At 72.3% G+C, this 22734-nt stretch carries 14 protein-coding genes; 11 read left to right on the forward strand and 3 right to left on the reverse strand.

Annotated elements, in window-relative coordinates:
* Positions 1 to 172 precede the first annotated feature (172 nt).
* The 9 genes from HED23_RS05670 (at position 173) to moeZ (ending at position 12000) form a co-directional block, all read left to right on the forward strand.
* On the forward strand, positions 173 to 1903 hold the full coding sequence (locus HED23_RS05670; RefSeq protein WP_203182325.1) for an ABC transporter substrate-binding protein: 1731 nt from the start codon (positions 173 to 175) through the stop codon (positions 1901 to 1903).
* Positions 1904 to 1905: 2 nt separating this feature from the next.
* Positions 1906 to 2913, forward strand: a complete 1008-nt coding sequence (locus tag HED23_RS05675) for an ABC transporter permease (protein WP_203182326.1) — start codon at positions 1906 to 1908, stop codon at positions 2911 to 2913.
* Complete coding sequence (locus tag HED23_RS05680) at positions 2910 to 3899, forward strand: ABC transporter permease (RefSeq protein WP_203182327.1); 990 nt, start codon at positions 2910 to 2912, stop codon at positions 3897 to 3899. Before HED23_RS05675 ends, HED23_RS05680 begins: the two co-directional genes overlap by 4 nt.
* On the forward strand, positions 3896 to 5536 hold the full coding sequence (locus HED23_RS05685; protein ID WP_203182328.1) for an ABC transporter ATP-binding protein: 1641 nt from the start codon (positions 3896 to 3898) through the stop codon (positions 5534 to 5536). Before HED23_RS05680 ends, HED23_RS05685 begins: the two co-directional genes overlap by 4 nt.
* A gap of 189 nt (positions 5537 to 5725) precedes the next feature.
* Positions 5726 to 7594, forward strand: a complete 1869-nt coding sequence (locus tag HED23_RS05690) for a DUF3492 domain-containing protein (protein WP_203182329.1) — start codon at positions 5726 to 5728, stop codon at positions 7592 to 7594.
* Between the two features lie 34 nt (positions 7595 to 7628).
* Positions 7629 to 8822, forward strand: coding sequence for a hypothetical protein (locus HED23_RS05695; protein WP_338019581.1), 1194 nt, complete (start codon positions 7629 to 7631; stop codon positions 8820 to 8822).
* Positions 8823 to 8956: 134 nt separating this feature from the next.
* Positions 8957 to 9922: an NAD-dependent epimerase/dehydratase family protein gene (locus tag HED23_RS05700; RefSeq protein WP_203182330.1), complete on the forward strand. Its 966-nt coding sequence runs from the start codon at positions 8957 to 8959 to the stop codon at positions 9920 to 9922.
* On the forward strand, positions 9910 to 10737 hold the full coding sequence (locus tag HED23_RS05705; protein WP_203182331.1) for a spherulation-specific family 4 protein: 828 nt from the start codon (positions 9910 to 9912) through the stop codon (positions 10735 to 10737). Before HED23_RS05700 ends, HED23_RS05705 begins: the two co-directional genes overlap by 13 nt.
* An 84-nt stretch (positions 10738 to 10821) precedes the next feature.
* Positions 10822 to 12000, forward strand: coding sequence for an adenylyltransferase/sulfurtransferase MoeZ (moeZ, locus tag HED23_RS05710; protein WP_203182332.1), 1179 nt, complete (start codon positions 10822 to 10824; stop codon positions 11998 to 12000).
* 79 nt (positions 12001 to 12079) lie between these two features.
* Here the strand turns inward: moeZ and HED23_RS05715 are convergent, their stop codons facing one another.
* The 3 genes from HED23_RS05715 to HED23_RS05725 form a co-directional block, all read right to left on the reverse strand.
* Complete coding sequence (locus tag HED23_RS05715) at positions 12080 to 13582, reverse strand: alpha/beta hydrolase (protein ID WP_203182333.1); 1503 nt, start codon at positions 13580 to 13582, stop codon at positions 12080 to 12082.
* Between the two features lie 80 nt (positions 13583 to 13662).
* Positions 13663 to 15261 carry an alpha/beta hydrolase gene (locus HED23_RS05720; RefSeq protein WP_203182334.1) on the reverse strand — a complete coding sequence of 533 codons (1599 nt, stop codon included), beginning with the start codon at positions 15259 to 15261 and terminating at the stop codon, positions 13663 to 13665.
* A 169-nt stretch (positions 15262 to 15430) separates the two neighbouring features.
* Positions 15431 to 18169 (reverse strand): lysylphosphatidylglycerol synthase domain-containing protein, encoded by a 2739-nt coding sequence (locus tag HED23_RS05725; protein WP_203182335.1) that lies wholly within the window; start codon positions 18167 to 18169, stop codon positions 15431 to 15433.
* 216 nt (positions 18170 to 18385) lie between these two features.
* Between HED23_RS05725 and HED23_RS05730 the strand changes: the two genes are divergently transcribed.
* Together HED23_RS05730 and HED23_RS05735 are read left to right on the forward strand one after the other, a co-directional pair.
* Complete coding sequence (locus HED23_RS05730) at positions 18386 to 18796, forward strand: MGMT family protein (protein WP_238441853.1); 411 nt, start codon at positions 18386 to 18388, stop codon at positions 18794 to 18796.
* A gap of 300 nt (positions 18797 to 19096) precedes the next feature.
* Positions 19097 to 22696, forward strand: a complete 3600-nt coding sequence (locus tag HED23_RS05735) for an ATP-dependent helicase (RefSeq protein ID WP_203182337.1) — start codon at positions 19097 to 19099, stop codon at positions 22694 to 22696.
* The last annotated feature ends 38 nt before the right edge of the window (positions 22697 to 22734 follow it).

Here is a 22734-nt window from a genome sequence, read left to right on the forward strand (position 1 = left end):
AAGAGCCAATTCGGCTTCCTCGGCCCTTCTTCCTGCCGCGCCCGGGCGTATTCCGTCCGCAGGCGTGGCATTTCGGTATCCGGACCCTTCCCCCCGACGGGGGCGGGGCCGGCTGCGCCGCGCGGACATGTCTCCTTCTCCTCGCCGCAGCACACCGAGAGGCCATCTTCCGATGAGTCAGCCGTCCGTCATATCGCGCCGCGTGGCAACCGCAGCCGCCGTCACCCTCGCCCTGGCAGCCGGCCTCGCGGCCTGCGCGGGACCTCAGGACGACGGGGGGAGCGGCAGTGGTTCAGGAGCCTCGGGCAAGCCGCATAAGGGCGGCACCCTCACAGTGCTCAACAGCAACCCGCAGGAGGACTTCGACCCGGCGCGTCTCTACACCTCCGGTGGCGGCAACGTCCCCTCCCTCGTCTTCCGTACGCTCACCACGCGCAACCGTGAGAACGGCGCGGCGGGCGCACAGGTCGTCCCAGACCTGGCCACCGACCTGGGCACGCCCAGCAAGAACGCCACCGTCTGGACGTACACGCTCAAGGACGGGCTGAAGTACGAGGACGGCACGGCGATCACCAGCGCGGACATCAAGTACGGCATCGAGCGCTCCTTCGCCGCCGAGCTCTCCGGCGGCGCCCCCTACCTGCGTGACTGGCTGATCGGCGGGGCCGACTACCAGGGCCCGTACAAGGACAAGAAGGGCCTCGACTCGATCGAGGTGCCCGACGAGAAGACCATCGTCTTCCACCTGAACAAGCCGGAGGGCGAATTCCCGTACCTCGCCACCCAGACCCAGACCACCCCGGTGCCGCAGGCCAAGGACACGGGAACCAAGTACGAGGAGCACCCGGTCTCCTCCGGGCCGTACAAGGTCGTCTCGAACGAGAACGACGGCGAACGACTCGTCCTGGAGCGCAACCCGCACTGGTCCGCGGCCACGGACGAGGAGCGCAAGGCCTACCCGGACAAGATCGACGTACGGTCCGGCCTGGACTCCGCCGTCATCAACCAGCGGCTCTCCGCCTCGCAGGGGGCCGACGCCGCCGCGGTCACCACCGACACGAACCTCGGCCCCGCCGAGCTCGCCAAGGTCTCCGGTGACAAGGAGCTGGCCGCCCGTGTCGGCACCGGCCACTTCGGCTACACCAACTACATCGCCTTCAACCCGAAGGTGAAGCCCTTCGACGACCCGAAGGTGCGTCAGGCGATCTCCTACGCCGTCGACCGCTCCTCCGTGATCAACGCGGCGGGCGGCTCCTCGCTCGCCGAGCCCGCGACCACCTACCTGCCGAACCAGAAGTCCTTCGGCTACACGCCGTACGACCACTTCCCGGCGGGCGAGACGGGCGACGCCGCGAAGGCCAAGGAACTGCTGAAGGAGGCCGGTCACGCCGAGGGCCTGACCGTCACCCTCACCCACTCCAACGACAAGGACTTCGAGACCAGCCCGGAGATCGCCACGGCGATCCAGGCCGCGCTCAAGAAGGCCGGCATCACCGTCGAGCTCAAGGGCCTGGAGAGCAACGAATACTCCGACACCATCCACAGCGCGTCGAAGGAGCCGGGCTTCTTCCTCGCGCACTGGGGTGCCGACTGGCCGTCCGGCGGGCCGTTCCTCGCTCCGATCTTCGACGGCCGCCAGATCGTCGAGGACGGCGCCAACTTCAACACCGGCTTCCTGAACGACGCTTCGGTCAACAAGGAGATCGACGAGATCAACAAGCTCACCGACCTGGAGGCAGCGGCGCAGCGCTGGGGCGCGCTCGACAAGAAGATCGGCGAGAAGGCGCTGACGGTCCCGCTCTTCCACCCCGTCTACAAGCGGCTCTTCGGCCAGGACGTCAAGAACGTGGTCATCAGTGACTGGACCGGCGTTCTCGACATCTCCCAGGCAGCGGTCAAGTAACCATGTGGGAAGCACTTCTGGTCCAGGAGGCGGGAGCGGCGCCGGTCGCCGCCCCGGCCTCGGGGGCCCGGCAGTTCTGGCGGAGGCTGCGCGCACAGCGCGCGGCCACCGCCGCGGCGGCCGTCGTCCTCCTGCTCCTCCTGGCCGCGCTCGCCGCGCCACTGCTGTCCGCGCTGGCCGGCCAGGACCCCGACACCTACCACCCCGACCTCGTCGACTCGGCAGCCGGCGGGGTCCCCATCGGCTCCTTCGGCGGCATCAGCGCGGACCACTGGTTCGGAGTCGAACCGCAGACCGGCCGCGACCTCTTCGCCCGGGTCGTCCACGGCGCCCGGGTCTCGCTGGGCGTCGCCGTCGCGGCCACCGTCCTCCAGGTCGTCATCGGCGTGGTCGTGGGACTGGCGGCCGCCCTCGGCAACCGCTGGGTCGACCAGGTCCTCAGCCGGATCACCGACATCAACGTGGCCCTGCCGCTCATGGTCATCGCCCTGGGCCTGCTCGCGATCGTGCCGCCCTCCTTCCCACGGCCCGTCCTGATCGCGCTGGTCATCGGCGGTATCAACTGGGCGGGCACCTCGAAGATCGTGCGCGCCCAGGCACTGGCCCTGAAGTCCCTCGACTTCGTCTCGGCCGCCCGGCTCAGCGGACGCGGGCGGTGGAGCATCGCCCGGCGCGAACTGCTGCCCTCGCTCGCGGCGCCCGTCATCACGTACGCCGCGCTGCTCTTCCCCGTCAACATCACCGTCGAGGCGGCCCTGTCCTTCCTCGGCGTCGGCATCAAACCGCCCACACCGTCCTGGGGGCAGATGCTCACGGAGGCCGACACCTGGTACCAGTCGGCACCCACCTACCTCCTGCTGCCCGCCGGCCTGCTCTTCGTCACCGTGCTCTCCCTGACCGTCCTCGGTGAGGGCGTCCGTACGGCACTCGATCCCAGGGCCGCCTCCAGGCTCCGCGTCGGCACGGGCCGCAAGGAGCGCGAGGGACGTACGAAGGAGCAGGCATCGTGACCGGTTTCCTGCTGCGGCGCCTCGGTGGCGCCGTCTTCGTGCTCCTCTCCCTGACCGTCATCCTGTACGCGGTCTTCTACGTGGCACCGGGCGACGTCGCCCAGATCGCCTGTGGTCCGCGCTGCTCCCCGGCCCAGGTCGCCCAGGTCACCGAGCAGCTCAGGCTCGACGACCCCGTGTACACGCAGTACTGGCACTTCCTCCAGGGCATCGTCGCGGGGCGGGACTTCTCCACCGGAACGGGCGTGGACCACTGCTCCGCACCCTGCCTCGGCGTCTCGTACCAGAGCGACCAGCAGGTCATGCAGCTGATCCTCACCAAGCTGCCGGTCACCGGATCGCTGGTCATCGGCGCCTTCGCCCTCTGGATCCTGCTCGGCGTGGGGACGGGCGTGCTGTCCGCCTGGCGGCGCGGGCGGATCACCGAGCGGGTCCTCACCTGGCTGACCCTGGCCGGGACGGCGACGCCCGTCTTCGTCATCGGCCTGCTCCTTATCATCATCTTCTGCTCCACGCTTCAGTGGCTGCCGTCGCCGACCTACGTGCCCTTCACGGAGAACCCGGAACAGTGGGCCTGGGGGCTGCTGCTGCCCTGGGTGTCCCTGGCGCTCATCGAGTCCGCCAAGTACGCCCGCCTGACCAGGAGCTCCATGCTGGAGACGCTCGCCGAGGACCACGTACGCACCTTCCGGGCGTACGGCGTCAGCGAGCGGACCATCATCGGACGGCACGCGCTGCGCGGCGCGGTCGCACCCGTGATAGCGCTCAGCGCGCTCGACTTCGGCAGCATGTTCGGCGGCGCCGTCCTGACCGAGTCCCTTTTCGGCATCCCGGGGATCGGGCGCGAACTGGTCCACGCCGTCAAGGTCGTCGACCTGCCCGTCGTCGTCGGCATGGTGCTGGTCACCGGCTTCTTCGTGGTGCTCGCCAACGCCGTCGCGGACATGCTGTACGCGCTGGCCGACCGACGGGTGGTCCTGTCATGACAACACCGCTGGTCCACGTCGAGGACCTCACCATCGACTTCGGTACCGTCCGCGCCGTGGACGGGCTCTCCTTCACCCTGGAGGCGGGCGCCGCCCTCGGCGTCGTCGGCGAATCGGGCTCCGGCAAGAGCGCGACCGCCTCCGCGCTGCTCGGGCTGCACCGGGGTACGGGGGCCCGGGTCACCGGGACCGTCCGCGTCGCCGGTACGGATGTGGGTGCGGCGGACGACGCGGAACTGCGGGGACTGCGGGGCGCGAAGGCCGCCATGGTCTTCCAGGACCCGCTCTCCTCGCTCGACCCCTACTACACGGTCGGCGACCAGATCGCCGAGGTGTACCGCGTGCACAACTCCGTCTCCCGGAGGGCGGCACGTGCCCGGGCCGTCGAGGTCCTGGACCGGGTCGGCATCCCGGACGCGGCCCGCCGCGCCCGGTCCCGGCCGCACGAGTTCTCCGGCGGGATGCGGCAGCGGGCGCTCATCGCGATGGCTCTGGCCTGCGAACCCCGGCTGATCGTGGCGGACGAGCCGACCACCGCCCTCGACGTCACCGTGCAGGCCCAGATCCTGGACCTGCTGCACGGCCTGCGCGCCGAGACGGGCATGGGGCTGCTGCTGGTCACCCACGACGTGGGCGTCGCCGCGGAGAGCGTGGACGACATCCTGGTCATGCAGCACGGCCGGGCGGTGGAGCGCGGCCCGGTCACCGAGGTGCTCGGAACCCCCCGGGAGCCGTACACCCGCGAGCTCCTGGCCTCGGTACCCCGGGTCGAGGGGAAGCGGGCCGGCCTCCCCGGCCCGAGAACCGCACCCGCGGACGCCGAGCCGCTCCTCGAAGCCGTCGGTCTCCGGCGGGAGTTCGGCCGGGGCGCGGGACGCGTCACCGCCGTGGACGGGGTCTCGCTGACCGTCCACGCGGGGGAGACCCTCGGCATCGTAGGGGAGAGCGGCAGCGGCAAGACGACGCTCGGCCGCATGCTCGTACGGCTGACGGATGCGACGGCGGGCCGGCTCCGGTACGGAGGCGCGGACATCGGCTCGCTGCCGGAGAAGGACCTCCGGCCGTTCCGCCGTGAGCTCCAGATGGTCTTCCAGGACCCCGTCGCCTCACTCAACCCGCGCCGCTCCATCGGCGAGTCCGTGGCCGACCCGCTCCGTGCCGCCGGGGAGACCGACGAGGGCCGAATCAGGGACCGCGTGCGCGAACTGCTCGAAAGGGTCGGGCTCGACGCCGGCCGGTACGAACGCCATCCGCACGAATTCAGCGGTGGGCAGCGTCAGCGGATCGGCATCGCGCGTGTGCTCGCCGCCGAGCCGAAGCTGATCGTGTGCGACGAGCCCGTGTCCGCGCTCGACGTGACGACCCAGGCCCAGGTGATCGCACTCCTCGCGGAGCTCCAGAGCGAGCTCGGCATCGGACTCGTCTTCATCGCCCACGACCTGGCGGTCGTACGTCAGGTCAGCGATCGCGTGGCGGTGATGCGGCGGGGCCGGATCGTCGAGCAGGGCGCGACCGACGACGTCTACGGCTCACCGCAGGACCCTTACACGAGACAGCTCCTGGCGGCGGTCCCCGCGCTCGATCCCGCACGGGCCGCAGCACGCCGTGCGGCCCGCACGGAGCTGGCAGCAGCCTGACTCGGAGTCACTGATCGCCCGCTTGTCGCAACGGAACGCGACTGGGGCGGGAAAGTTACGCCGGTTCACCCCTTTCGGTGGTGCGACGGACAACAGTCCGTCGTGCCACCTGTGTATCCGCATACGGTCGTCCCGCTGCGAGTCGCCGGGCAACGGCGGCTGACCACAAGGGAGATCGGGGGTGTGCTCGTGCGGATCGGACTCCTCACGGACGGTGGCTATCCGTATGCGAACGGTGAGTCAAGACTCTGGTGCGACCGCCTGGTGCGCGGCCTTCCCCAGCACGAGTTCGACCTCTTCGCGCTCAGCCGCTCCGCCGACCAGGAACAACAGGGCTGGGTGCGGCTCCCCGACCAGGTCGGGCGGGTGCGTACGGCGCCTCTGTGGACGCGTGAGGAGGACGCCCGGAACTCCGGCTGCCCCAGGGGGCTGCCGGGCAGGCTCGCCACCGGCCTGGGGCGCTCGTACGGTCGACGCGACCGGCGGCGCTTCACCGCGCACGTGTCGGCGCTCGTCGGCGCGGTCTGCGCGGGCACGGAGACCGCGCCGGCATCCGACGGCGCCGGTTCCGAGGCCGCGTCCGGCCTCTTCGCGGACGGCCTCTACGGCCTCGCCGAACTGGCCCGGGAACGCGGTGGGCTGCGGAACGCCCTGCGCTCCGAGGCGACCGCCCGGATCGTGGAGTCGGCCTGCCGCGCTCCGGGAACGGGGCGGACGGTGCACGGCGCCACCGTCCCGGACCACCTCGCCTTCGTGGCCGCGCTGGAGCGCGCTCTGCGTCCCCTCTCGCTCGACTGGTACGCCGAGGACGACCTCGGCGCGGTCGACCTGTGCCACGCCGCGTCCGGCGGGGCGGCCGCTCTGCCGGGGCTCCTGGCCAAACGCTTCTTCGGCGTACCGCTGCTGGTGACGGAGCACGGCGTGCCGCTGCGGGCTCACTACCTCGCGGCGCCCGAGGCCCCGCTCGGTGCGCCGGTGCGCGCCCTCCTGGCCAACTTCCACGGGCTGCTCGCCTCCGAGACCTACCGGCAGGCCGCGCTCATCACCCCGGGCAACACCCATGTCCGCCGCTGGCAGGAGCGGTTCGGTGCCGACCGGGGCAAGCTGCGCACGGTCTACCCGGGCATGGAGGCGGACCGGTTCGGGGGCGTCGGGGAGGGCGAGGACGGGGGCGGGCCCGACACGCTGGTGTGGATCGGGCGCGTCGAACCCGCAAAGGACCTGATCGCCCTGCTCCACGCCTTCGCCGAGGTGCGCAGGGCCGAGCCGGACGCCCGGCTGCGGATCTTCGGCGCGCCGGTCCGGGGGAGCGAAGGCGACACCTACCTCGCGCACTGCCGCGCTCTCGCCGCGCAGCTCTTCCCCGACGAGGCCACCGACGCGCACGCCGTCGGCGACAACCCGGTCACCTTCGAGGAGATCGGCGGCCCCGAGGTGCCCGACCTCGCGGAGGCCTACGCCTCGGGGGGCGTCGTCGTGCTCTCCAGCGTCGTCGAGGGCTTTCCCATCAGCCTGGTCGAAGCCATGTTCTGCGGCCGGGCCACCGTCTCGACGGATGTGGGAGCCGTGGTCGAAGTCGTCGGCGGCACGGGGCTGGTGGTTCCCCCGCGCAATCCGCGGGCGCTCGCCGACGCCTGCGTCGCGCTGCTTCGCGACCCTGAGCGCCGTGCGCGCCTGGGCGCGGCGGCGCGCGCCCGGGCACTCGAACTGTTCACCGTCGAGCAGAACCTCATGGCGTTCGGCGGCATCTACCTCGACCTGGTGGGTCAGGCCCCGGCCCGTTGGACGACACCTACGGATCCTCTGGACCCGGCCGGTCCGCCGAGGCCGTTCGCCACACCCCCGGAGGCCCATGTGCTGGGCGCGCTGACCACTGGACCGGTCGCAGTGGGCACCCCCGCCCGCGGACCCGCCGGTGCCTCTGCCCGCGCCTCGGCCGGTGCTTCCGCCGGTGTTCCTGCCCGTGTCTCCAACGGCACCTCCCGGGTGCCGAGCTGGGCCGTCGGCGCGGAGGGAATGTGCGCCGGCGTCCGCGGGGCAGGGGACGGCGATGCGTGACGGCACGAGCGGCCACGACCACGGAGGAGCCCCGATGGGCAGACCGACCGACACCCCGGACGCCGGGGGCGAGTCGGCGTACGAAGGTGCCGGGACGGTCCGTTCGACCGTCCGGGCACCCGAGATCGCCTACCACCCCGCCCGCAGATCCGTGGTCCGGCGCGGACCCGCGGACCCCGTGAAGGTGCTCATGCACCGGCACCGGGAACTCTGCGAGCGTGCCGTCGACCCCCTGGAGATCGCAGCCGGTCTGGAGGCGCACGGACTCACCGACCGGACCGCCGCGCGCTACCGGCACCGCGACGTCTTCTCGCTCGCCGAGGAGCTCTACGCCCGCGTCCCCGGTGCGGGCGGGCACGCCCCCCGCACCCCGGCGCCAGAGCACGGCTCAGACAAGGAGGCGCCGGCCGGCTGGACGCTCTCGGCTCTGCTGCCCGGGGCCGCCTGCCTCGCGACGGCCGGAGTGCTCAGGGTGACCGAGGGGGTGCTCGGCGGCGGGGCCCGGTTCGCGGTGACCTCCGCCGGAGCGCTGCTCGTCCTCCTCGGTCTCCGCCTCTGTCTGCGCGGCGGCCCGCTGCGCGCCCCGGAAGCCGTCGGCGGCGTAACGCTGTACGTCTGCTGGCTCCTCGGCTATGTCGTGTACGGCGACGATCTGCTCGCCCAGGTCATCAGCGGCGGTCCCGACGGCCACTGGACCGCCGTGCCCGCACCCCTTCTCGGACTCGTTCCGGCCCTGGCCCCGGCAGCCTGGTGCGCCCACCTGTTCGCCGTGCGAGCGCGCCGCCGGCTCGCCGGGTCCCACGGCCTTTCGGACTTCGGCGCCGGCGTGCGCCCCCTGCTCCTCGGTGTCCTCGCGCTCTTCATGTGCGCGCTTACCGCGCTGCTGTTCCTCGCCGATCTCGGCCACCCGGAGGCCGGCGGCCGCCTCGGGGGTCCGGCAGCGCTCGGAGCGCTGCTCTTCCTCGCCCGCCTGCTGGCCGTCCACGGCTTCCCGGAACCGGCCGCCACGGGTCTCGCCGCCGCCTGCGCCGTCGAAGTGGCGGCCCCTTTCCTGGTTCTCGCAGGCCGGCTGCCCGGCCTCGGCCTCCTCGCCCGGCCGGTCGAGGCCGTCGTCGCCGCCGCAGGTACCGGCGGTGTGTCCGTCCTCGCCTGCGGCGCCGCCGCCTTCGGGCTGCTGGTCCACGCATCGGTCGCCCTCACCCGGGCGTCCGCCCACGCCTCGGCCTAGCCGGGCCCGCCCCACCCCGCGGAGCCGACGCCGCGGGTCTCCCGTACCGCTCACACCTTCCTCAAGGAGAAACCGGAAATGACCCCCCAAGCCCCCGCACCGGCAGCCAGCCGACGGCACCGAGGGAGCGCGCGATGAGGGTTCTGCTGCTCGGAGCGAATGGATTCCTCGGCCGTTTCGTCGCCGACCGCCTGCTCGCCGATCCCGCCGTGCACCTGACGGCACTCGGCCGCGGCGACGACGCCGACGTGCGCTTCGACCTCGCGGGCGGCAGCCCGGGAGCGCTCACCCGCTTCCTGGACGCCGTGCATCCCGGGGTCGTCGTCAACTGCGCGGGGGCCACCCGTGGTGGTGCCCGTGACCTGACCCGGCACAACACCGTCGCCGTGGCCACCGTGTGCGAAGCCATGCGCCGCAGCGGCTGCAGCGCACGGCTCGTCCAGGTCGGCTGTGCCTCCGAGTACGGCCCCTCGCAGCCCGGCTCCTCCACCGCCGAGGACGCGGTTCCCCGCCCGGGAGGTCCGTACGGCGTCAGCAAGCTCGCCGCCACCGAGCTGGTCCTCGGCTCCGGTCTGGACGCGGTCGTCCTGCGGGTCTTCTCGCCCGTGGGGCCCGGAACCCCGGCGGGCTCCCCGCTCGGCAGGCTCGCCGAGACCATGCGCCGCGCCATGCAGACCGGCGACCCCGAGCTCAGGCTCAGCGGCCTCGGGGTGCAGCGCGACTTCGTCGACGTACGCGATGTGGCGCGGGCCGTGCACGCCGCGTCGCTCTCCGCCGCCCAGGGTGTCGTCAACATCGGCACCGGCAGGGCCGTACGGCTGCGCGACGCGGCGGCGGTCCTCGCCAGGGTGGCCGGATACGCGGGTGCGCTCCACGAGCTCGACACGCCCCCCGGCCGGCTCCCCATCGGCGCCCCACGCGCTTCCACGGAGTCGGTCGTGGAACACCTCGCGGCGACCCCGTCGCCCTATCCCGACGGCTGCGGTGCCTGGCAGCAGGCCGATGTCCGCACCGCCCGGGACCGGCTCGGCTGGCGTCCCCGCATCAACCTGGAGGAGTCCCTCGCGGACATCTGGATGGAGGCGGCGTGCCGTATCTGACCAGCACCGGCTCCACCCTGCGGACCGGCGGCGCGGAACAGCTCGGCGTCGGCGTGCCCGGGTACGCGCATCCGCTGCTCGCGCCTGCCGAGTGGGCAGGGCTGAACCGGCCCGGGACCCCGCTGCACTGGGCTGTCCTCAACATCGACGACGGGCCGGGTGCCAGGCCCGACCCGCACTGCCTTGAAGCTGCCGGCCGGCTCCGCAACGCCCGCGAGCGGGCGCTGCACGGGGAGGCCCCCGAAGACACCGTCCGGGCGTCGGGCGGGAGGCTGCTGGGCCACATCGACCTGGCCTTCGGCAGCCGTCCCTTCAGCGAGCTGGTCGCGGACGCCCGGTCCTACCTCGACTGGTACCGCGTCGGCGGCTTCTACCTCGACCACTGCCCGGCCGAACGTGACGGGCTTCCGGCGATCCGCAGGCTGACCAGCACCCTCTCCGCGCTCCTGGCCGACAGCGACAGCGCCGACGAGGATGGAGGGCGGCTGGTCCTGGGGCACGGTACCCACCCGCACCCCGGCTACGCCGAGGCCGCCGACCAGCTGGTCACCTTCCGGGGGCCGTGGACCGACTACCGCTGGTCACAGGTGGCCGAGTGGACCGCCGCCTACGAACCGGGACGCTTCGCGCACTTCGTCCACGGGGTTCCGCGCACACACCTGGAGGAGGCCATGCGCATCGCCCGCTGGCAGGGAGCCGGCACGATCTTCTTCACCGACCGGGACGGCGCACACGGGCAAACCGACCCATTCGCGGCACTGCCCAGTTACTGGGACGAATTCGTCTCGCGGATCGGACCCGGTATCTCGGAATGAGGAGGGGCGTGGCAGTGTTACGGGAGAACAACCGTACGTAGATGAAGTACGTAGAATCCGACCACCTGCATTGTTGAGGTTCCTGTGTCGCTGCCACCCTTGGTCGAGCCGGCTGCCGAGCTCACCGTCGATGAGGTCCGCAGGTACTCCCGCCACCTGATCATCCCGGATGTCGGGATGGACGGACAGAAGCGGCTGAAGAACGCGAAGGTGCTCGCTGTCGGCGCCGGCGGCCTCGGCTCGCCGGCTCTGATGTACATGGCCGCGGCCGGCGTCGGCACGCTCGGCATCGTCGAGTTCGACGAGGTCGACGAGTCGAACCTGCAGCGTCAGGTCATCCACAGCCAGGCCGACATCGGCAAGTCCAAGGCCCAGTCGGCCAAGGAGACCGTGCAGGGGATCAACCCCCTGGTGAACGTCGTCCTTCACGAGGAGCGGCTCGAAGCCGACAACGTGATGGAGATCTTCGCCCAGTACGACCTGATCGTGGACGGCACGGACAACTTCGCCACCCGCTATCTGGTCAACGACGCCGCGGTGCTGCTGAACAAGCCGTACGTCTGGGGCTCGATCTACCGCTTCGACGGTCAGGCGTCCGTCTTCTGGGCCGAGCACGGTCCCTGCTACCGCTGCCTCTACCCGGAGCCGCCGCCCCCCGGCATGGTTCCCTCCTGCGCCGAGGGCGGTGTCCTCGGCGTGCTCTGCGCGTCCATCGGCTCCATCCAGGTCAACGAGGCCATCAAGCTGCTCGCCGGTATCGGCGACCCGCTGGTCGGCCGTCTGATGATCTACGACGCACTGGAGATGCAGTACCGCCAGGTCAAGGTCCGCAAGGACCCCGACTGCGCGGTCTGCGGCGAGAACCCCACCGTCACCGAGCTCATCGACTACGAGGCCTTCTGCGGTGTCGTGTCCGAGGAGGCCCAGGAAGCGGCGGCCGGTTCCACGATCACTCCCAAGCAGCTCAAGGAGTGGATCGACGGCGACGAGAAGATCGAGATCATCGACGTCCGCGAGCCGAACGAGTACGAGATCGTCTCGATCCCGGGCTCCCGGCTGATCCCGAAGAACGAGTTCCTGATGGGCAGCGCCCTCCAGGACCTTCCGCAGGACAGGCGCATCGTCCTGAACTGCAAGACCGGTGTCCGCAGCGCCGAGGTCCTCGCGGTCCTCAAGTCGGCGGGCTTCGCCGACGCGGTGCACCTCGGCGGCGGCGTCATCGGCTGGGTCAACCAGGTCGAGCCCGGGAAGCCGGTCTACTAGACCCGCGGTGTGAGTACGAAGGGGCCGGTTCCCGCGCGGAGCCGGCCCCTTCGCGTGCCGTGGGACGTGCCGCCCGGCCTCAGGGGCAGGTGCGCCCGTCCGCCGGGACCTTCCCCTCCAGGAAGTAGGCGTCGACGAGTGAGGTCACGCATGCGCTCTCGCCGTACGAGCCGTGCCCCTCGCCCTTGTTGGTCAGCATGACGCCGACCCCTTCACCCAGTTCGTCCGCCATCCGCCGCGCGCCCTCGTACGGGGTCGCCGGGTCTCCCGTCGTGCCGATGACCAGGATGGGGGCGGCTCCCGGGGCGCTCGCCTCCGGTGTGTCGTGCTCCCCTTCGACCGGCCACCCCGCGCACCAGCCGGCCGTGTCCCAGGCCAGGAACGGGCCGAAGACCGGCGACAGCGCCCGGAACCCGGGGAGCGACGCCCGGGCCTCGGCAGCCGTCGGACGCGCCTTGGCGTCGGCGCAGGAGATCGCCCGCTGGGAGTGGCTCCGGGTTTCGTAACGTCCTTCCTCGTCGCGGCCGTTGTACGAATCGGCCAGCCGGAGGAGACGGTCACCCCTGCCGCTGTTCTCCGCCTCGTCGAGCGCTGCCGTCAGGTCGGGCCAGTCGTTCTTCGAGTAGAGGGGGGTCACGATGCCGATGACGGCGAGCGATTCGTTGAGCTCGCGGCCGGAGGCGGTCGGCAGCGGCTCCGCGTCGAGCCGCTCCAGCAGGTCCGCTATCCGCCTGGTACCCGCCGCCGGGTCCTGGCCCCGGTCCTTCAGATAGTTGTCCAGCGCTCGCTGGAAACCCGTCGCCTGATTACGGGCGTGGCCCACCGAGTCCGCCGTCGGGTCGACGACGGCGTCCAGGACGACCCTTCCCACGGTCTCCGGGAAGAGGTGCGCATAGGTCGCGCCGAGCTCCGTGCCGTACGAGATGCCGAGGTACGACAGTTTGCCGTCGCCGAGCGCACGGCGGATCGCGTCCATGTCCCGGGCGGCGTTCGTCGTGCCGACATGGGGGAGCACGGCGGGGGAGAGACGCTCGCAGCCGGCACCGAAGTCCGTGCCGTCGGCGACGAACGCGGCCTCCTCCGCGGCGGTGTCCGGGGTCATGTCCACCTCGCGGTAGGCCGTCTCCTGGTCCCGGTCGCTCCGGCAGCGGACCCCCGCGCTGGCGGCGACGCCACGGGGGTCGAAGCCCACCAGGTCGTAGCGGGTGTTGAGCTCCCTGTACGAATCCGCGGCGCGCGGCAGGATGTCCACTCCCGAGCCGCCGGGGCCACCGAAGTTGAAGAGCATCGAGCCGATCCGCTCGCTCTTCTTCGTGGCCGCCCTGCGGATCAGCGCGATACCGATCGTCTCCCCGTCCGGCTGTGCGTGGTCCAGGGGTACGTCGAGGGTGGCGCACCGCCAGCCGGGGCCGGGCGCGGTGCCGCCCTCCGGGGCGGCGCAGCGCCCCCAGTCCAGGGGCCGGGAGGAGTCCTGTGAAGACCGAGGTGGCGCCGGGCCGTCGTCGCAGCCTGCGAGGGCCGTCGCCACCAGCAGGGCCGCAACGGGTGCGGCGCCCCCGCGGGCCCGTCGCCGTAGGCGCATGCGCGCTCCCTCCCCCGTGCCCGAAGGCCGCCGACCGGAGTGTCCGGGGTGTCACCGACGTCCGGTCGTCCAACGACCGGTCACCCGCAGACCGTTCCCGACTTCGGGACCTTCCCTTCGAGCAGGTAGCCGTCCACAGCGCGCTGCACACACGTGCTGCCGCCGTTGTACGCGCCGTGACCCTCGCCCTTGTACGTGAGCTCGATCCCGACCCCCTTGCCGAGTTCGGCGGCCATCGCCTTCGCGCCGGCGTACGGGGTCGCGGGGTCCCCTGTGTTGCCGATGACCAGGATCGGGGCGGAACCCGGCGCGCTGACGTCGGGGGTGTCCCACGCGCCCGCGACGGGCCAGCCGGTGCAGGACATCAGCCCCCAGGCCAGGTAGTCCCCGAACACGGGGGACGCCTTGCGGAACTCGGGGAGCGCCTTCCTGGTCTGTTCCAGGGTGAACCGCTGTTCGGAGTCCGCGCAGTTGATGGCCGCGTTCGCGGCGTTCGAGTTGTCGTAGTGCCCGTCCTCGGAGCGGCCGTTCAAGGAGTCGGCGAGCGCGAGCAGAAGGCCGCCGTTGTCGCCGTCCGCCTCGTCGAGTCCCTGTTCGAGAAGTGGCCAGGTCTCCTTCGAGTAGAGCGCCGAGGCGATACCCGTGGTGGCCTGGGTCTGCGTCAGTTCCCGTTCACCCAGGCCGGGGACGGGCTTCTTCTCCAGCTTGTCCAGGAGACCGGTGATCCAGTCCTGGACCTCCTGCGAGGTGGCGCCGGGGAGTCGGCAGTCGTCGCGCTCGGCGCAGTCGGCGGTGAAGTTGTCCAGGGCGAGCTGGAAACCTTCCGCCTGGCCGAGCGAGGACTGCAGTGAGTCCTCCGTGGGGTCGACGACCGCGTCCAGGACGGCCCGGCCGACCTTCTCGGGGTACAGGTGGGCGTAGACGCCGCCCAGTTCGGTGCCGTACGAGATCCCGAAGTAGTACAGCTTGTCGTCGCCGAGTACCTGGCGCATGAGATCGAGGTCCCGCGCCGCGTTCGTCGTGCCGACGTAGGGCAGTTCGTCCCCGGAGTTCTCCTCGCAGTCCGCGATGTAGGACTTCTGGTCCTCGACGAACGCCTTTTCCTCCTCGGCGTCGTCCGGTGTGCCGTCCTGCTCGTACCGCGCGTCGAGCGCCTCGTCGTCCGAGCACTCGACGCCCTCGCTGCGCCCGACCCCGCGCGGGTCGAAGCTCACCAGGTCGTAGCGGGAGCGGAGCGAGTCGTAGGCGGTGCCGAAGGACGGCAGCGTGGCGACACCGGAGGCGCCCGGCCCGCCGAAGTTGAAGATCAGCGAGCCGATCCGCCGCTCCTGGTTCCTGGCGGCGGCGCGGATGAGCGCCAGTTCGATGGTCCGGCCCTCCGGGTCCGAGTAGTCGAGGGGGACGTCCATGAAGGAGCACTCCCAGTTCGCCCCTCCCGGCAGGGGCGAGGGAGACGGACCACTTCCCTGGGCCGCGTTCGGGGCCGGGCAGGGCTTCCAGTCGAGCTTCTGGGAGGACAGTTCCTCCGCCGTCGCGGTGGGGGCCGCCGTCGACGCGGCCTTCGGCGTGGACCTCTCCGGATCTCCGTCGCCGCCGTCGTCCGAACAGGCGGCCAGCGGCAGCAGCACGCTGGCGGTGGCGGCGAGGGCGGCGGCGCGCAGAGCGGGAGAGGTCCTCATGAGCCCATCGTGCGGCGGGTCGCGGGGGAACGCGCGGGGCGCGGTCCATGCGAGTGGTGCGCTTCCGCACAAGTGTTCCTGCGTCCGCCTTACGGGTGCCCGTCTCGCCCCTGCGGGCCCGCAGGGGGTCGCCCCGGCGGTCGGCCGGGGGCTCGCCCGCGCGGTTCGGTCAGAGCTCGCCCTTGCGGGTCAGCTGGTTGAAGCAGATCCAGCCGGGGAGGACCGGCAGCCACAGCGTCATCACGCGGTACAGCAGCACGGACGGTACCGCGGCCTCCGACGGCAGGCCCACAGCGATCAGACCCAGGGTCAGTGCCCCCTCGACGGCGCCCATGCCGCCCGGGGTGGGGGCCGCCGACCCGAGGGCGTTGCCCGCGAGGAAGACCACCGCGATGCTCGCGTAGCTGAGCTCGGGGACGCCGGGACCACTGAAGGCGCGGATCGACGCGTCGAGGCACAGGACGAACAGCCCGGTCAGCAGCAGCATGCCGCCGATGCCGGTGACCAGCTTCTGCGGACGCTGCACCACGTCGAGCATGCGGGGCACGACGCCGGCGAACAGCGACCGCACGCGGGTGACGACGAACTTCCGGAGGAAGGGGATCGCGGTCACGACCAGTACGAGAACGGCGACCGTGAGCAGGCCCGCGATGACCGTCCTCGACGGGGTGAGCGAGTCCGGGGTCCTCTCCGTGCCGGTCAGATAGCCGAACAGGGCGAGCAGCAGGATGTGGCAGCCGAGACCGAACAGCTGGGACGCGCCCACGCTCGCGACGGCGAGCCCCGGGCGCACCCCGGCGCGTTGCAGGAAGCGTGTGTTCAGAGCGACACCGCCGATCGCGGCGGGGGCCACGATCTTCACGAACGACCCCGCGACCTGCGCGAGAACAGTCTTCCCGAATGCCACCCGCTCGGGCACGAAGCCGAGCAGGCTCATGGCCGCGGCGACGTAGCTCAGGGCCGAGAAGCCCAGCGCCGCAGCCACCCACCCCCACTCCGCCTGCTCCACGACCGTCCCGAAGTCGGCCTTGGTGACCTGCGAGATCAGGAAGTAGGCGGCGATGGCGCCCGCGATGAAGCTGAAGAGGGTCCGCGGCTTGATGCGCTCCAGGCGGACCGGCTCGACCGGCGCCTGCGGCCTGATCAGCAGCACCTGGCGGCGGATCTGGGCCAGCATGTCCTCCTCGCGGGCCTCCTCCATCGCATCGTCGATCGCCCGCTTCTCGGCCTGCTTCTCGGTGCGCAGGGACTTGCGGACGGCCTTGCGGTCGTTGGCCGCCGAGGTGTCGTGCTCCTCGGCCTTCGCCTCCTTGGCCGCCTGCGAGGCCTCCAGCACCGCCTCACGCTCCCGCTGCGAACGCTCCCGGGCGAGTCTGCGGAGCGTCGCCCGGGTGGAGCGGCTCAGCGCGATCGGCTGGAGCAGCGGCAGGCAGTCGGCGACGGCGTCGGGCCCGAGCACGGCGAGTGCCCCGGCGACGGCCCGTTCGGCGCCCACCCGCAGGCCGGTGGTGGTGAGCAGCTGGGCCACGTCCATGCGCAGGATCAGGTCCCCGGCCGCGATCTCGCCGCCCCGCAGGTCCGTGACGAACACCGTGCCGGAACGATCCACCAGGATGGCGTCCCCGGTGAGCCTGCGGTGCGCGATCCGCCGCGACTGGAGGGCCTTCACCTGGCGCCAGGCTCCGCGCACCAGGTCGTCGGTGATCTCCTCGTCCTCCATGGCGTCCAGCGAGCGCCCTCCGATGTGCTCGTAGACGAGCATCACGGCGTCGGGCCCGAGTTCGGACGTGGCGATCAGCTTGGGCGCGTTGGCACCGGCGGCGATCGCCGCGTACGCGAGGAGCGCTTCCTGTTCCAGGGCCTGGCGCAGCGACTGGATGGAGCGGCGCTGGGTGATGCTGCGGAGGGTGAGCCTGCGCCACACCCGGTAGAAGAAGCCCTGGGCCTGCTGTTCGCGGTCGACGACCGTCACGTCCAGCGGTGGCCCGTCCTCCAGGGTGACCAGATAGCGGCGCCCCTGGTCGCTCTGGTCGGTGTTGTCGGCCGTGTCCTCGGTGCGCATCGCGGCGACCGGGCGGAAGCCGACGTGGCGCAGACCGGCCATCAGGTGCTGACCGGTCGGGCGGACGTTCGGCGAGCCGACCGCGTACAGCGTGCCGTACGCCACGGTCCAGCCGATCAGCACGGTGAGGACGATCGAGAACGGGGTGGTGTAGCCGCCGACCAGCATCGCGAAGGCGTCCAGGAGCAGCACCACCCACAGCACGACCCGCCAGCGCGGTCTGCGGGCCATCCCGACCGCCGTCATGTAGGCGATGACGGGCGCGAGATACCCGTGCACGGGGTCGGTGAGCGCGTCACCCGGCTGGGGCTGTGTCAGGGCCTCCCGGATCGTCCCGGGAGCCGACCTGGCGACCCAGAGATCGGTGGCCAGGGTCACCCCGTGGGCCAGTACGGCGGCGAGTACACCGTCCGCGATCCGCAGCCCGTCGCGTTTCACCAGACGTTCGATCGCGAAGGCGACCGGCACGAGGAGCACGGCGATGCTGGACACCAGGCCCGCGATCTTGATCAGCAGATCCGGGGCCTGGTCGGTGCCCTTGGAGATGTCGTCCTCGAGACCGGTGGTGGTCCCCTGGGCGAACGCGGCGATGGAGAACAGCAGAGCGATCGCGAGGACACCGACGAGGAGCCGCAGCAGATCGGAGGGGCGGTGGACCCGGGCGGGCAGCAGGGGCTCGTCGCCCGAGACGCGGTCCGTCAGGCTCGTGCCGGCCGAGGCGAGTGTCGATCCCGAGAGGGAGTGCCCGGTGGCCTCCTCGGTGTCCGGAGCACCGGCACCCGGGGCGTCGGGTGCGTCCGGGCGCGGCTCGGCGTCAGAGGCGCCCGCCGCCTTCGGTGGCTGCACGCCCTGCTCCTTAGCCTCTGATGAATCTTCGTGTTCTCGTATCACCGGTCACCGCCCGCATGATGGTGGCACGGCCTGCAGACAGAGGGGGGCATCAGGGTGCATTGCGCGGGCGCGATGCGCAACATACGCTGCTTCGCCCGCGCGTGCACGGTGTGTGACCGGTACGACACCGGACCGGGCCGGTTGTCGGTGGCGTACGGCAGGATGGGACGGATGAGCGAAGACCGGACGAGCGGCAGCCGGACCGGGGCCGCGCCCGCCGAACCCGTGACCGCGGAGCTGCCCCTCTACGCCGAGCGGGTCCTGGACGTGGCGGACCTCATCCCGCCAGGCCGTGTCATGACGTACGGCGATGTCGCGGAGTGGCTCGGTGACGGCGGGCCCAGACAGGTCGGCCGGGCGATGGCTCTGTACGGCTCCGCGGTGCCCTGGTGGCGAGTGGTGCGGGCCGACGGGCTGCTGCTGCCGGGCCATGAACTGCGGGCGCTCGGCCACTACCGCGAGGAGGGCACTCCGCTGCGCCCGGCACCGCGCGACGCGGAGGGGCACGTCCCGCGCCTCGACATGAAACGCGCAAGATGGGACGGCGTCACCGGCCGTCCGGGCGAGGAAGCTCACACCTGACAGCTTCCGCCATCGTGCCCCGCCGGGACGGGCGCCTGGCCGGGGAACGGGACGCACCGGTGAGCCGACGGGCTCCTCGTGTGACGGGGGACGCTTTCCACTGCCTGATTTCCGCCCCGCCGCTGGCGTAGCGTCGTCCACACGCGGCACGCTCCGCCCCCTCTTCAGTCTCCGTCACGACCGGGCCCGCTCCGCCGGCCCTCAGCACCGTCCGTCACCCACCACCCGTCACACCCGGGCCGCCACCCCCTGGCCGGCCGCCGCGCAGACCGAGTACAACCACCAGGACCGGCGATCCACGTGAGCTCCTCCTCCACCACCCGGAACAGCCCGCACCGTCAGGCACGGCGGCGGGCTCCGGGCGCGTACCGGCTGGTGCGCACGCCCCCGGGCTCCGTGGACCCCCCTCTCCTGGACGCACCGCAACGAGCCGTGGTTGATCACCGGGACGGCCCGCTGCTCGTTCTCGCCGGACCGGGCACGGGCAAGACCACGACGCTGGTCGAGGCGGTCGCCCGGCGGGTGGCCCGGGGGACCGACCCCGCCCGGATCCTCGTCCTCACCTTCAGCCGCAAGGCGGCGGTCGAACTGCGCGACAGGATGGCGGCCCGGCTCGGCGGTACCCGGGGCCCGCAGGCCACCACCTTCCACTCGTACTGCTATGCCCTGGTCCGCGCCCACCAGGACGCGGACCTCTTCGCCGACCCGCTGCGCCTGCTCTCCGGGCCGGAGCAGGACGTCACCGTCCGTGAACTCCTGGCAGGACAGCTCGGCCTGGAGCGGTCCGGGCTGGCCCATGTCCGCTGGCCCGACGAGCTGCGCGCCTGCCTGACCACCCGGGGCTTCGCCGACGAGGTGCGTGCGGTGCTGGCCCGCAGCCGTGAGCTCGGCCTCGGCCCGGACGCCCTGGCGGCGTTCGCCCGCCGCACGGGCCGCCCCGACTGGAGCGCCGCCGCCCAGTTCCTCGCCGAGTACCTGGACGTCCTCGACGCCCAGGGCGTCCTCGACTACGCGGAACTCGTCCACCGGGCCGTCCTGCTCGCCGAACGGCCGGAGGTGGCGGCGGAACTGGCCCGGAGCTACGACGCCGTGTTCGTCGACGAGTACCAGGACACCGACCCCGCCCAGGTCAGGCTGCTGCACGCGCTGGCCGGGAACCGGGGTACCGGCGCTCCGGACACCGGAGGCGGCCGGACGCTCATCGCCTTCGGCGACCCCGACCAGTCGATCTACGCCTTCCGGGGTGCCGATGTGAACGGCATCCTCGACTTCCCGGACACCTTCCGCCGCGCCGACGGCGCGCCCGCCCCCGTCGGGGTCCTCACGACCTCGCGCCGCTCCGGCGCGATCCTGCTCGAGGCCACCCGGCTGCTCACCTGCCGGATGCCGCTCACCCGCCTGCCCTCCGACAAGGTCCGCGCCCACCGCGAGCTGTCCGCCGTGCGGGGAGGGGGGCGCGTCGAGACGTACACCTATCCGACCCCTTCCACGGAGCTGGAGAACATCGCCGATCTGCTCCGGCGCGCGCACCTGGAGGAGGGTGTGCCCTGGAGGGACATGGCGGTCCTCGTACGCGCCGGCGGCCGTTCGATCCCCGTCGTGCGCCGGGCGCTCACCTCCGCCGGGGTCCCGCTCGAGATCGACGGCGACGATCTTCCCCTGCGCCACGAGCCCGCGGTCGCCCCGCTCCTGACCGCCCTGCGCGCGGTCGCCACGGCGGCGCTTCACCCCGCGACGCCCGGGGACGCGGAGGCCGGCGCGTCCGAGGACGTTGCGCTCGGGGACGGTGCGCTCGGGGACGGTGCGCCTGGGGACCCGGCGGACGAGGCGTTCGGGGGTCCGGAGGACGGCGTGCTCGGGGATCCGGCGGACGAGGCGTTCGGGGGTCCGGAGGACGGCGTGCTGGGGGATCCGGCGGACGAGGCTTTCGGGGGTCCGGAGGACGGCGTGCTCGGCCATCTGGAGGACGGTGCGCCCGGGGGGCCGGAGGACGGGCCCGTAGCCGGTGGCGACCGGGCGGTACCCGGACGGCTCGACACCGAGACCGCCCTCGCCCTCCTCACCTCGCCACTCGGCTCGATGGACGCCGCCGACCTGCGCCGCCTCGGCCGTGCCCTGCGTGACGAGGAGAGAGCTGCCGGGCATCGCGTACCGCCGCCGTCCGGCGAACTGCTGGCCCTGGCGCTGGCCGAGCCCGAGCGTCTCGCCACGCACGACCCCGCGTACGCCCGCGGAGCCCAGCGCCTCGGCGCGCTCCTGCGCGAGGCCCGCGAACTCCTGGAGAACGGCGGCACCGCCGAAGAGGCCCTGTGGGTCCTCTGGAACGGCACCTCCTGGCCCGGCCGCCTGGAGCGGGCGGCTCTGCGGGGCGGCGCGGGCGGACGGAACGCCGACCGGGACCTCGACGCCGTATGCGCCCTCTTCGACACGGCCGCACGCGCCGAGGAACGCACCGGCGGGCGCGGCGCGCTCAACTTCCTGGAGGAGATCGACGCCCAGGACATCGCCGCCGACACCCTGTCCCGGCGCGCCGTACGCCCCGACGCCGTACGCCTGATGACCGCGCATCGCTCCAAGGGCCTGGAATGGCGCCTGGTGGTCGTCGCCGGGGTGCAGGAGGGGCTCTGGCCCGACCTGCGCCGCCGGGGATCGCTCCTGGAGGCGGACCGGATCGGGCGCGACGGCCTGGCCGAACCCCTCACCCCGGGGGCGCTCCTGGCCGAGGAACGCCGCCTGTTCTACGTGGCTGCCACCCGGGCCCGGGAACGTCTGGTGGTCACCGCTGTCAAGGCACCCGCCGACGACGGAGACCAGCCCTCGCGCTTCCTCACCGAACTCGGCGTCGAGCCCCGGGACGTCACCGGACGCCCCCGGCGCCCGCTCGCGGTGGCCTCCCTCGTCGCGGAACTGCGGGCGACGACCGTCGACCCCGCCGCATCGGAGGCCCTGCGTGACGCCGCCGCCCACCGGCTGGCCCGGCTCGCGGCACTCACCGACGACGAGGGCCAGCCGCTCGTGCCCGCCGCCCACCCCCACCGCTGGTGGGGGCTGAACGAACCGACCCGCTCCGAGGTCCCGCTGCGCGACCGGGACCACCCCGTCGCGCTCTCCGGGAGCGCGCTCGACCAGCTCGCCAACACCTGCGCCCTCCAGTGGTTCCTCGGCCGCGAGGTGAAGGCCGACGCCCCGGCGACCGCGGCGCAGGGCTTCGGCAACGTGGTCCACGTGCTCGCCGACGAGGTGGCATCCGGCCGTACCGCCGCCGACCTGGACGTCCTGATGGAGCGCCTGGACTCCGTATGGGACGGCCTGGTCTTCGACGCCCCCTGGAAATCGCAGCAGGAGAAGGACCAGGCACGCGCGGCCCTGGAACGCTTCCTGCGCTGGCACGTCATGGACCGTGCGGGCCGCACCCCCACCGCCAGCGAGCACGACTTCGACGTCACCCTCGACGCGGGCGAGTACGCGGTGCGAATCCGGGGCTCCATGGACCGGGTGGAACAGGACACCGAGGGCAGGGCGTACGTCGTCGACTTCAAGACCGGAAAGGGTGCGCCGACCAGGGACGAGGTCGCCTCCCACCCCCAGCTCGCCGTCTACCAGCTGGCGGTCAGGGAAGGCGCCGTCGACGAGATGTTCGACGGCAGGCGCCCGGAACCCGGAGGAGCCGAGCTCGTCCAGCTGCGCCAGCCCGCCCCGAAGAAGGAGGGCGGCGACGCGCTCCCCAAGGTGCAGGCGCAGGAACCCCTCTCCGGGGAATGGGTCTCCGACCTGCTGGCCACGGCGGCCGGCCGGGTCCTGGACGAACGGTTCACCCCTTCGACCGGCCAGCACTGCGCGCACTGCACCTTCAGGACGTCGTGCAGCGCGCAGCCCGAAGGCCGTCAGATCATCGAATGAGAGGCCCGGCGGAAACCGCGGGGGCCGGGTTGTCGGTG

The organism is Streptomyces pratensis (genome assembly GCF_016804005.1).
GTDB classification, from domain to species: Bacteria; Actinomycetota; Actinomycetes; order Streptomycetales; family Streptomycetaceae; genus Streptomyces; species Streptomyces pratensis_A.